We start from the raw sequence: 10,710 nt of genomic DNA, 5'->3' as shown, positions 1-10,710 counted from the left end.
CAATGAAGACCGTCAACCACTGGATCGGTGGCAAGACCGTCGAGGGCGCGTCGGGCAACTTCGGCCCGGTCACCGACCCGGCCACGGGCGAGGTCACCACCCAGGTCGCGCTCGCCTCGGCCGCCGAGGTCGACGCCGCCGTCCAGGTGGCCCGGGAGGCCTTCCTGAGCTGGGGCCAGTCCTCGCTGGCCGCCCGCACCAAGGTCCTCTTCGCCTACCGCGCGCTGCTCGACGCCAACCGCGACGCCATCGCCGAGCTGATCGTCGCCGAGCACGGCAAGGTCCACTCGGACGCGCTGGGCGAGGTCGCCCGCGGCCTGGAGATCGTCGAGCTGGCCTGCGGCATCACCACCCAGCTCAAGGGTGAGCTGTCCACCTCCGTCTCCAACCGCGTGGACGTCGCCGCCATCCGCCAGCCGCTCGGCGTGGTCGCGGGCATCACGCCCTTCAACTTCCCGGCCATGGTGCCGATGTGGATGTTCCCGCTGGCCGTCGCCTGCGGCAACACCTTCATCCTCAAGCCGAGCGAGAAGGACCCCTCGGCCGCCAACAAGCTGGCCCAGCTGGCCACCGAGGCGGGCCTGCCCGACGGCGTGCTCAACGTCGTCCACGGCGACAAGGTCGCGGTCGACGCCCTCCTGTCGCACCCGGACATCGCCGCGGTCTCCTTCGTGGGCTCCACCCCGATCGCCCGCCACATCCACACCACCGCCTCCGCCAACGGCAAGCGCGTGCAGGCCCTGGGCGGCGCCAAGAACCACATGCTGGTCCTCCCGGACGCCGACCTGGACGCCGCCGCCGACGCCGCGGTCTCCGCCGCGTACGGCTCGGCCGGTGAGCGCTGCATGGCGATCTCGGCCGTGGTGGCCGTCGGCTCCATCGGCGACGAGCTGGTCCAGAAGATCCGCGAGCGCGCCGAGAAGATCAAGATCGGCCCCGGCGTGGACCCGGCCTCCGAGATGGGCCCGCTGATCACCGCCGCCCACCGCGACAAGGTCGCCTCCTACGTCCACGGCGCCGCCGAGCAGGGCGCGGACGTGGTCCTGGACGGCACCGGCTACACCGTCGAGGGCTTCGAGAACGGCCACTGGATCGGCCTCTCGCTGCTGGACAACGTCAAGACCGACTCCGACGCCTACCGCGACGAGATCTTCGGCCCGGTGCTGTGCGTGCTGCGCGCCGAGACCTACGAGGAGGGCGTGGCCCTCATCAACGCCTCGCCGTTCGGCAACGGCACCGCGATCTTCACCCGCGACGGCGGCGCGGCCCGCCGCTTCCAGCTGGAGATCCAGGCCGGCATGGTCGGCGTCAACGTCCCGATCCCGGTGCCGGTGGGCTACCACTCCTTCGGCGGCTGGAAGGACTCGCTCTTCGGCGACCACCACATCTACGGCAACGACGGCATCCACTTCTACACCCGCGGCAAGGTCGTCACCACCCGCTGGCCCGACCCCTCCGAGGCCCCCGCCGGCGTCGACCTCGGCTTCCCCCGCAACCACTGACGCCCGCCTCCCCGCACCGCAGAACCCCCGGCCACCCCTCACCGGCCGGGGGTTCCTGCCGTCCGGGGCCCGCCCGGCGGGTTCCGGCCGGGCAGGGCCGTCCGGTGTGCAAGTTCGTGCAAGTCCGGTGCGCTGGGGAGTGCCGGCAGAGCAAGCTTTCAGAGCGCGATCGTCAGCCCGAGCGAGGAGGACACCATGGCTCTGCACAAGCTGGGCAAGGACCCTGAGAGCAAGGACGGCGGCTCGCCCACGATCTACCTGGACGACGCCACTGACACGTACCTGGTGCAGGGGTTCAAGGTGACGGACGCGGCACGCAGGCGACTGATGGACATCCCCGATCATGAGGATGTCATCGAGCTGCCGCGACGTATGGTGCAGTTCTTCCTGGAGGTCAAGGGTGCCGACGGTTCCGTCGTTTGAGCAGCTTCTCGCTTCGACCGAGCGCAGCGCGATCCACCTGGAGATGCGGGACGGCTACATGGAGTCGGATCCCAGCTTCATTGCCTGGAAGCGGGGCCTCCGCGACCTCCCCGAAGACAACGATCCGGAGTTGCGCCACTGGTTGAAGTGGGTCCGCAGCGCCACCGACAGGGGCGTGTCCGTTCGTCGCGCCCGTGTGTTCTCTGTCCCGGAATCGGACTACCTCCGGTTCGAGCACCACGTCTCGGACGCCAACGTGAAGGCCGGGGAGGAAATCAGGTGGCTTCCGCGACGGAACGCCACTGATATCGCCTTCCCGGGCAACGACTTCTGGGTCTTCGACAACACAAGTGTTCTTGTCCTGCACTTCGACGGGAACGGCGAGAGCGCCCCGGGCGACTGGTTGGAGATGACCGAGGATCCGGCGATCCTGAAGCTGTGCATCGGCGCGTTCGAAGCTGTCTGGGAACGAGCCACGCCGCACTCGGCGTACCAGCCCACCTGACGCGCTCGAATCTCAGTGAACAGGCCACCTTCATCTGCGGTCCAGGACGCCCGTGTTGCGCTCGGCAGGCGGCTGCGAGACATGCGCAAGCCGACCGGTCTGACAGCGCGGGCGCTGGCCGCGCGTGCGGGTTGGAGCGAGTCGAAGGCCTCTCGCATCGAGAACGGCAGAACGCCGCCCTCGGACCAAGACCTCCTCGCCTACGTCACCATCTGCGGTGTTCCGCAGGAGTACGAAGACCTACGCGCCACGGCACACGGCATCGACGAGATGTACGTGGAATGGAAGCGCTTGCAGCGAGCCGGCCTCAAGCATGCCCAAGAGGCCCATGTGCCCTTGTACGCCCGCACGAGCCGCTTCCGCGTCTATGAGCCGGGGGTGATCCCGGGCCTTCTCCAGACGGCCGACTACGCCACCGCGATCATGCATCGCATCGTCACGTTTCGTCAGATCCCCGACGACGTCGAGGCCGCGGTCACGGTGCGCATGCTCCGGCAGCGCTACCTCCATGACGCACACCGCCATTTCGCGATCGTGCTGGAGGAGTCCGCGCTGCGCTCTCGCTTCGGGGGGCCCGGAGTGATGGCCGCCCAACTTGGTCACCTGCTCCAGATAGCGGTACTGCCGAACGTCAGCCTCGGTGTCATCCCCATGACCGCAGAACGGGTCATGTGGCCGGTCGAAGGCTTCTGGATCTACGACGATTCCCAGGTGATCATCGAGCTCGCCACGGCGCAGGTCACCGTGAAGCAGCCAAGCGAGATCCAGACCTACGCGCGCATGTTTGCCGAGCTGGCCAAACTGGGCTGTCACGGACGCCCGGCCCGCGCGTTGATCGCGGAGTCCATCGCCGCACTCGGGTGATGACCTGCAAGGTCATGCAAGTTCGTTGAGCCTGCAGCAGCCCCCTCCCTACGGTCGTGACATCGACCTCGGATGCGATCGGGAGGTCGCGCAGCGTGACGGCGTCCGAACCCAATGCGTGGCAGGAAGCCCCCGTCACGCTGCCCTTGCGGCTGGAGGCGGTCCCCCGACCGGGCGAGCGAGGGGAGGTGAAGCAATGAGCGACCCAGGCGACAAGTCCGGGGAAGGCGGCGACACGTGGCCGCCTCCGCCCGCAGCCTGACCCAACCTGACAGGAGGTGCACATGACCACCATGCTGGAGATCCCCGTCGCCGTACGGCGCGGGCGGGACCTGGTCGGTCCCGAGTTGTTCGAGAAGGTGTCCCGGTTCTGCGCCGGGGAGTACGGACACGAGCTGTCCATGGCGCGCAGGATCGTGGACCAGGCCCTTGCCTTCCTCAAGGTCATGGGCGACACCCGCGCGTTCGACATGACCCCGTCGGACGTCGTGGACCCCGGATGGCACTCGTTCGTGCTCCACACACAGGCGTACGCCGCCTGGTGTGACGAGCAGTTCGGGTTCTTCCTCGGCCACGAGCCCGGCGCCACGGTACGCACGCGTCCGAGGATCGGTCGTGTGGTGGACCGCGTGAAGGCGGGCGGGTTCTTCGTCGACGAGACGCTGTGGGGCTCCGCGAAGGAGTGCAACCCCCCGGCCTGCTGCGGTGACGGCGACGGCTGCTGATCCACTCCGAACGACGCGGCCCGGGGCGCCGGCATTGCGCCCCGGGCCGCATCAGGCCCAAGGGTTCCACCAATGGCAACGAACGACGAGGGGCTGACCGGCCGTGGCCGCGTCACGGTGTTCTCCATGTTCGGTGTGGTCTTCGGATACGCGACGCACCACCTGGACGAACGACGGCTGGGGGACGTGGCCGTCATCGGCCCCCTGACGCCGGGCGTCGAATGGCCCCGGCTGTGGAGCATGGCCCGGACGTGCGGACGGTCCACCGCTTCGGAGGTCGAACACGCGCAGTGGGTCCTGACCCAGGCCACCCGCTCGCTCGTCTGCGGCAGCGACCGCATCGCCCGGTTCGACCGGCAGGAATGGAGGCTCGAGCCCGGCGGGAAGCGCGTTGCCTTCGCCGTGACCTATGCCAACCGGGATCACCTCTGGACCGGGAACATGGCCGTGGAGGGCCTGACCCCGGAACAGGTGGCAGAGCACCCGACCGCGTACCGGGCCTGACACCAGTACGGCGCTGGCGCGCGGTGGTCGGAGCCCCCGCCTCAGGGCAGCAGGCCCGACTGGTGGGCGAGGAGGGCGGCCTGGACGCGGCTGGCGGTGCCGGTCTTGTCCAGGATGGAGCCGACGTGGGTCTTGACCGTGCCGACGCCGATGCCCAGGCGGGCGGCGATCTCGGAGTTGGGCAGGCCCTCGCCGAGCATCACCAGGACCTCCCGCTCGCGGTCGGTGAGGCCCGCGATCCGCTCGTCGCGGACCGGGCGCCGGATCCCGGCGCCGAGCATCCGCTGGATGACCGTGCCGGTGACCCCCGGGGAGAGCACGGCGTCCCCCGCGGCGGCCGAGCGGACGGCGCTGATCAGTTCGTCGGGGCCCTCGTCCTTGAGCAGGAAGCCCGCCGCCCCGGCCTCCAGCGCGCGCAGCACGTTCTCCTCGTCGCCGAAGGTCGTCAGCATGACCACCTTCGGCGCCGGGTCCAGGGCGGTGAGCGGGGCGATGGCGGCGAGCCCGTCGAGCCGGGGCATCCGGATGTCGAGGAGCACCACGTCCGGCCGGTGCACGGCCGCGAGCTCCACCGCCTGGGCGCCGTCGACGGCCTCGGCCACCACGTCGATGCCCTCGGCGTGCCGCAGGATCAGGCGGACGCCGGTGCGGATCATCTGCTCGTCGTCGGCCAGCAGCACGCGGACGGGGGCGGCGATGCGGTCGGGGGTCATGGGGTGCTCCTGTGGTCGCCCCGCGGTGCCAGCGGCACGTCGAAGCGGTCGATGCTGGTCAGGATGTCGCCGGTGAAGCAGTAGCGGGTCAGCCGGACGGAGTCCGTGCCGACCCGGTCGAAGCCGTACGGGAAGACGCACTCGGTGGCGCCCGGCGGGCGGCGGGGCTCGTGTCCCGCGGCGGCCGCCCTGGCGAGGTCGTAGTCGATGGGGCCGGCGCGCTCGGCCTGGGAGCGGGTCATGCCCACCCGGGGCGGCTCGGGCGGTGCGTAGCTGTCGCCCAGCCGCAGGTCGTCGGCGAGCCGGAGGCCCAGGACGAGCATCGCGCCCAGCCCGGCCATGCCGAGCAGTGCCGAGGCGGTCTGGAGCAGCGGGCGCAGCAGGGCCGGCCCGCGCAGCCCCCAGGGCTCGCCCGGAGCGTGCCGGACGGCCGCGGGGGCCGCGCCGCCGGTCGTGGCGGAGCCGGCCGGCTGCTCGGGCTCGGCCGGGATCCGGGCGGTGAGGCCGAAACCGCCGCCGGGCCGGGGGCCGGACTCCAGGGTGCCGCCGAGCAGGGCGACCCGCTCGCGCAGGCCGGACAGCCCCCGGCCGGTGCCCGCCGGGGCCGGGCCGGGCCGGTCGGCCGGGGAGAGTTCGGGGCGGGGGCCGTTGACCACCCGGACCACCAGCAGGTCGTCGGTGTGCGAGACGGTCACCGCCACCACCGAGCCGGGTGCGTAGCGGTGGACGTTGGTCAGGCCCTCGCGCACCACCCGGTGCAGGGCCCGGCGCACCCCGGCCCGCCGGATGTCGGTGTCCGGGCCGGTCCACTCCAGCGAGACGGCGATGCCCCCGCCGCGGGACTCCTCGACCAGTGCGGTCACGTCGGCGCGGGTGCCGGTGGCGTCGGTGAGGGCGTCGGTGCCGGTGTCCCGGGACAGCGGGCCGAGCACGCCGAGCACTTCGCGCAGCTCCCGCATGGCGTCCCGGGTGGCCTGGCGGACCTGGCCGGCGCTCTCCCGCAGCTCGGGCGGCTGGCCGCGCAGGGCCATCTCCAGGCCGCCGGCGTGCAGGGAGATGAGGCTGAGGCGGTGGCCGACCAGGTCGTGCATCTCGGCCGCGATCCGGGTGCGTTCCTGGCTGCGGGAGGCCTCCTCGGCGCTGGCGGTCCGCTCGCGCAGCGCGGCCAGCAGCCGGTCCTGCTGACCGGCCGAGGTGCCGGCCAGCCCGGGGACCAGGACGCTGATGCCGGCCACCACGCCGCCGATGGTCAGGCCGTACTGGAGGGAGCCGATGCCCTGCCGGGGCGCGGCGAGGGCGGCCGTGCACACGCACAGCGCGCCGGCCGCCAGCAGCAGCGCGGCGGTGCGCCGGACCCCGGGGAGCCGGCGGGCGGTGGTGTAGGCGGTGGCGGCGGCGAGCATGCCGAGCGAGGAGAGCGGCCCGAGCAGGGCGCCCATGCCGAGCAGGCTCAGCGCCGGGAAGCGCCGGCGTACGACGAACAGGGCGAGCGCGGCCAGCAGGCAGAGGGCCTTGAGCCGGTGCGGCAGCACGGTCCCGGCACCGGAGCCGCGCAGCACGGTGTAGGTGACGGCGAAGACGAGCGCCCCGGCCGCGGCCTCGGCGAGCGGGCGCACGAGGGGGCGTACGGAGGGGCTGGCCATGATGAGGATTATCCGGGCCATAGCGGACGCCGCTCATCCCCCTCGCGACCGAAACCGCTCTCTGCCGAAAGACATACCATCGGGCCATGATCAGTTCGGTGTTGCGTGCGGAGCCCCTGGTGGCCGGAGAGTCGCCGGCCGGCGGCGCGGTGGCCCTGTGGGAGGTGGACACCACGGCCGGGCGGCTCGGCGGCCACCCGGTGGACGACGCGCTGCTGGACGCCGAGGAACGCGACCGGGCGGCCTCCTTCCGCTTCCCGGAGCTGGGGCACCGCTACCGGGCCGCGCACGTGGCGCTGCGGCTGCTGCTGGGGGCCTACCTGGACCGCGCGCCCGCGGCCGTGATCTTCGTACGGGAGCCCTGCCCCGGCTGCGGGGAGCCGCACGGGCGGCCCGCGGTGGCGGGTGGCGGGCTGCACTTCTCGCTCTCGCACAGCGGGACGGTGGCCCTGCTGGGCTTCGCGCAGGTGCCGGTGGGCGTGGACGTGGAGGCCCTGCCCGGCGCCGAGGTGACCGAGGACCTGCTGCGGACCGTGCACCCGCGGGAGCAGGCGGAGCTGACGGCCCTGCCGGCCGGGGCCCGGCCGGCGGCCATGGGCCGGCTCTGGGCCCGCAAGGAGGCCTACCTGAAGGGCACCGGCCTGGGGCTGGCCGGCGGGATGGCCGAGCCCTACCTGGGCTGCGGCCCGCTCCCGGCGGCCGTCCCCGGCTGGACCCTGTACGACGCCCCCTGCCCGGCCGGGTACGCGGCCGCGGTGTCGGTGGCGGCCCCGGCCGACCGGGCCGGCGGGCCCCCGCCCGGCGACTGATCGGGTGGCGCCCGGGGGCCACCGGGGGCGCCTCGGGGGCGCTCGGCACCGGCTCGCCGAGCATCGGAGCCGTGATCAGATACCGTTCCCCCCGCCTGGGGGCCCTCGCCCTGCTCGGCGCCGCGCTGCTGGCCGGCGGCCTGCCGACCGCCGCCGCCCGGGCCACCGGCCCGGCCGTCCCGCCGGCCGACCCGACCGGCAGCTGGATCGTCGTCCTCAAGGACGGCGCCTCGCTCTCCGGCACCCGCTCCCTCGCCGCCGAGTCCGGCACCGACGTGGCCCACGTCTACGAGAGCGCCGTCCACGGCTTCGCCGCCCGGATGACCGGCGCCCGGGCCGCCGAGCTGGCCGCCGACCCCCGGGTCGCGTACGTGGAGCCCGACCCGGTCCTGCACGTCCTCGACGACCCGGCCCCGGCACGCGCGGACGCCACCGACCCCGACGACCCGGCCCCCGGTGACGCCCCCGCCCCGGCCCGCCCCGAGCCCGCCCCCTCGCTGCTCCCCGCCCCGGCCCCGGCGCCCGTACCCGTGCCCGTACCGGATCCGGCGCCGGTACCGGACCCGGACCCGCTGCCCGCTCCCGTCGTGACGGTCGAGACGGACGCGCCCTGGGCGCTGGACCGGATCGACCAGCGGGCGCTGCCGCTGTCCACCACCTACGGCTACACCACGGAGGCCGCGAACGTCACCGCGTACGTCATCGACACCGGCGTCCAGGCCGGTCACGAGGAGTTCGGCGGCCGGGCGAGCACCGGCTTCGTGGCCTCCCGGCGGCTGACCGCCGGGGACTGCAACGGCCACGGCACGCACGTGGCCGCCACCATCGGCGGCACCCGCTACGGCGTGGCCAAGGGCGTCAAGCTGGTGGCCGTGCAGGTCGCCGACTGCCGCGGCTCGGCGACCGGTTCGGACGTGCTGGCCGGCATCGACTGGGTGAGCCGGACCGCCACCGCCCCGGCCGTGGCCAACATCAGCATGGGCGGCTCGTACAGCCGGGCGATGAACCAGGCGGTCGCCAACTCGGTGGCCCGGGGCATCACGTACGCCGTCGCGGCGGGCAACGACGGCGCGGACGCCTGCCTGACCTCGCCCGCGTCCGTGCCGCAGGTACTGACCGTCGGGGCCAGCGACCGGGAGGACCGGGCCGCTTCCTTCTCCAACTCCGGCGCCTGTCTGGATCTCTACGCTCCGGGCGTCTCCGTCACCTCCGCCTGGAAGACCCCGGGCCAGTACGCCACCGCCTCCGGCACCTCCATGGCGTCCCCGCACGTCGCCGGTGCGGCCGCGCTCGAGCTGGCCGCGCACCCTGCTGCCACGCCCGCCGAGGTGGCCGCCGCGCTGCTGGCCCGCAGCACCGAGGACCAGCTCACCCTCGTGCCCACCGGCACCGCGAACCGGCTGCTCCACACCCTGCCCTGAGCCGCCCGCCCGGCGGCCCACCCGGCCCGGCCCGTACGGTCTCCGCGCCCGTGCGGGCCGCCGTCCTGTCCGGCCCTGATGGGACATCAATTTCTGTGTGCTTCCGTCGAATACAAGTCATTGACTTCTCATCACCGCGACGCGTCAATGTCGGCCACCGCACCGGCTCGACCTCCCCGTCACAGCGGGTGGGGGGAGGGACTCGTCATGACGAAGGAGTCGCGACCGAAGTGAGTTACCGACGAAGAATCCTTGCCGGGGCGGGCGCCCTCTCCCTGGTGCTGGCGGGTGGCGTGGTGGGCCTGGCGGGCACGGCGCAGGCGGCCACCAAGACGACCGCGATCTTCATGAACTGCGACGCCCCCGCGCCGCAGTCCGACGGCTCCGGGAACCAGAACTTCACGGTCACCGTCCCCGACGGTGCCAAGGCCGGCGACAGCGTGCCCGTCACGATCGACCCGGGCCCGAGCCCCCTGATCCCCGCCTTCAGCGTCACCACCGACAACACCACGAAGATCACCCTGATCGTGGCGGGCAAGGCGGTCGTGCTGACCAGCCCGGTCGAGTCGGTCTCCGTGGTGGCGGGCGTGCCGCTGGACGCCAAGCCGTTCACCGCCAACCTGACCGTCCCCGACGGCACCGAGGGCACCACCCTCGACCTCAAGATGGACCAGGCCGTCACGGACGCGGTGCTCGGCGGGGTGACGTACACGACCACCTGCATCCCGCAGCCGCGGCCCAGTGCGTCGGTCGGCTCCATCGCGGTCGAGGCCCTTCCGAAGGACCCGGTCACCACCAAGCTGACGCCCAACAGCGGCGGCCCGGGCACCGCCGTGGTCGCGACCGGCGCCAACTTCGCCGCCGGTCCGGTCACCTGCGCCGCGTCCCTGGCGGGCGTGGACACCGGTGACACCGGCACCGGTACGGCGGACGCGGCCGGCGTCGCCACCTGCAACCTGACCGTCACCAAGAAGGCCGACAACGTCCGGATCGGTTCTGCGCCGGGTAAGCCCTTCAGCTACATCGCGCCGGTCGTGGGCGTGCCGCACCCGGTCGACATCGAGGTGCTGCCCGGCCCGCTGGCGCTCGGCCCGACGGCCGGACTGCCGACGCTGGACTTCGGTGCGATCACCATCAACGGCAAGAAGCAGTCGGTGGTGGGCGCCTTCAACGCGGCCACCGTGCAGGACTTCCGCGGCGGCAGCCTCGGCTGGGACCTGACGGTGACCCGTACGCCGTTCCTGAACGCGGCCACCGGCCACGCGATGGCCACGGCCGGGCTGGGTATCCAGCCGGTCTGCACCGTGACCAACCCGGACAGCCCGAGCGCCTGCTCCGCGGGTGCCCCGGGTGCGATCACCGACGTCCCGCTCAAGGTGGCCTCCCAGGCGCCCGGCGGGGACGAGCTCACCGGTGGTGAGTTCGCCGTCGGCGGCGGCGCGATGATCCAGCTGCCCGCCTTCATGTTCGCGGACACCTACCAGTCGGTCGTGACCTTCTCGATCGCCTGATCCCGCGCTCTCTGAGCACCCCGAGGGCGGCTACCGGGTCCGCACCGTCCCCACCGACGACCGCCGCAAGGGCGCGGCGCAGGTGCTGCG

Annotated in this window: 11 protein-coding genes; 9 read left to right on the top strand and 2 right to left on the bottom strand. The window is 72.9% G+C overall.

Annotated elements, in window-relative coordinates; genetic code table 11:
• The first annotated feature begins 2 nt into the window (after nucleotides 1-2).
• From AB0O40_RS30945 to AB0O40_RS30920, 6 genes are all read left to right on the top strand, one after another.
• Nucleotides 3-1,502: a CoA-acylating methylmalonate-semialdehyde dehydrogenase gene (locus AB0O40_RS30945; protein ID WP_365048573.1), complete on the top strand. Its 1,500-nt coding sequence runs from the start codon at nucleotides 3-5 to the stop codon at nucleotides 1,500-1,502.
• Between the two features lie 195 nt (nucleotides 1,503-1,697).
• Complete coding sequence (locus AB0O40_RS30940; RefSeq protein ID WP_365048572.1) at nucleotides 1,698-1,925, top strand: hypothetical protein; 228 nt, start codon at nucleotides 1,698-1,700, stop codon at nucleotides 1,923-1,925.
• Nucleotides 1,903-2,430 carry a DUF6879 family protein gene (locus AB0O40_RS30935; protein ID WP_365048570.1) on the top strand — a complete coding sequence of 176 codons (528 nt, stop codon included), beginning with the start codon at nucleotides 1,903-1,905 and terminating at the stop codon, nucleotides 2,428-2,430. Before AB0O40_RS30940 ends, AB0O40_RS30935 begins: the two co-directional genes overlap by 23 nt.
• A gap of 15 nt (nucleotides 2,431-2,445) precedes the next feature.
• Nucleotides 2,446-3,294, top strand: a complete 849-nt coding sequence (locus AB0O40_RS30930; RefSeq protein WP_365048568.1) for a helix-turn-helix transcriptional regulator — start codon at nucleotides 2,446-2,448, stop codon at nucleotides 3,292-3,294.
• Between the two features lie 284 nt (nucleotides 3,295-3,578).
• Entirely contained in the window at nucleotides 3,579-4,019 is a 441-nt protein-coding gene (locus tag AB0O40_RS30925) for a hypothetical protein (RefSeq protein ID WP_365048566.1), read from the top strand.
• A 72-nt stretch (nucleotides 4,020-4,091) separates the two neighbouring features.
• Complete coding sequence (locus AB0O40_RS30920) at nucleotides 4,092-4,523, top strand: hypothetical protein (protein WP_365048564.1); 432 nt, start codon at nucleotides 4,092-4,094, stop codon at nucleotides 4,521-4,523.
• A 41-nt stretch (nucleotides 4,524-4,564) separates the two neighbouring features.
• Here AB0O40_RS30920 and AB0O40_RS30915 read toward each other — a convergent pair whose 3' ends face one another.
• Both AB0O40_RS30915 and AB0O40_RS30910 read right to left on the bottom strand, forming a co-directional pair.
• Complete coding sequence (locus tag AB0O40_RS30915; RefSeq protein ID WP_365048562.1) at nucleotides 4,565-5,236, bottom strand: response regulator transcription factor; 672 nt, start codon at nucleotides 5,234-5,236, stop codon at nucleotides 4,565-4,567.
• Nucleotides 5,233-6,879, bottom strand: a complete 1,647-nt coding sequence (locus AB0O40_RS30910; RefSeq protein WP_365048560.1) for a histidine kinase — start codon at nucleotides 6,877-6,879, stop codon at nucleotides 5,233-5,235. The genes AB0O40_RS30915 and AB0O40_RS30910 overlap by 4 nt, the downstream gene beginning before the upstream one ends.
• Before the next feature lie 86 nt (nucleotides 6,880-6,965).
• Between AB0O40_RS30910 and AB0O40_RS30905 the strand changes: the two genes are divergently transcribed.
• The 3 genes from AB0O40_RS30905 (at nucleotide 6,966) to AB0O40_RS30895 (ending at nucleotide 10,620) form a co-directional block, all read left to right on the top strand.
• Nucleotides 6,966-7,688 carry a 4'-phosphopantetheinyl transferase superfamily protein gene (locus AB0O40_RS30905; RefSeq protein ID WP_365048559.1) on the top strand — a complete coding sequence of 241 codons (723 nt, stop codon included), beginning with the start codon at nucleotides 6,966-6,968 and terminating at the stop codon, nucleotides 7,686-7,688.
• Between the two features lie 71 nt (nucleotides 7,689-7,759).
• Nucleotides 7,760-9,109, top strand: coding sequence for a S8 family peptidase (locus tag AB0O40_RS30900; RefSeq protein ID WP_365048558.1), 1,350 nt, complete (start codon nucleotides 7,760-7,762; stop codon nucleotides 9,107-9,109).
• A gap of 230 nt (nucleotides 9,110-9,339) precedes the next feature.
• Nucleotides 9,340-10,620 carry a hypothetical protein gene (locus tag AB0O40_RS30895; protein ID WP_365048557.1) on the top strand — a complete coding sequence of 427 codons (1,281 nt, stop codon included), beginning with the start codon at nucleotides 9,340-9,342 and terminating at the stop codon, nucleotides 10,618-10,620.
• Nucleotides 10,621-10,710: the final 90 nt, after the last annotated feature.

This window comes from Streptomyces sp. NPDC089919, from assembly GCF_040684615.1.
In the GTDB taxonomy this organism is placed as follows: Bacteria; Actinomycetota; Actinomycetes; order Streptomycetales; family Streptomycetaceae; genus Streptomyces.
This window is presented reverse-complemented; position numbering and strand designations above follow the sequence as displayed.

What these genes read in the sequence shown, in the direction of transcription:
- AB0O40_RS30905 (WP_365048559.1), top strand. Translation starts at nt 6,966, where the DNA reads ATGATCAGTTCGGTGTTGCGTGCGGAGCCCCTGGTGGCCGGAGAGTCG.
- AB0O40_RS30915 (WP_365048562.1), bottom strand. Translation starts at nt 5,236, where the DNA reads ATGACCCCCGACCGCATCGCCGCCCCCGTCCGCGTGCTGCTGGCCGAC.
- AB0O40_RS30910 (WP_365048560.1), bottom strand. Translation starts at nt 6,879, where the DNA reads ATGGCCAGCCCCTCCGTACGCCCCCTCGTGCGCCCGCTCGCCGAGGCC.
- AB0O40_RS30940 (WP_365048572.1), top strand. Translation starts at nt 1,698, where the DNA reads ATGGCTCTGCACAAGCTGGGCAAGGACCCTGAGAGCAAGGACGGCGGC.
- AB0O40_RS30945 (WP_365048573.1), top strand. Translation starts at nt 3, where the DNA reads ATGAAGACCGTCAACCACTGGATCGGTGGCAAGACCGTCGAGGGCGCG.
- AB0O40_RS30920 (WP_365048564.1), top strand. Translation starts at nt 4,092, where the DNA reads ATGGCAACGAACGACGAGGGGCTGACCGGCCGTGGCCGCGTCACGGTG.
- AB0O40_RS30925 (WP_365048566.1), top strand. Translation starts at nt 3,579, where the DNA reads ATGACCACCATGCTGGAGATCCCCGTCGCCGTACGGCGCGGGCGGGAC.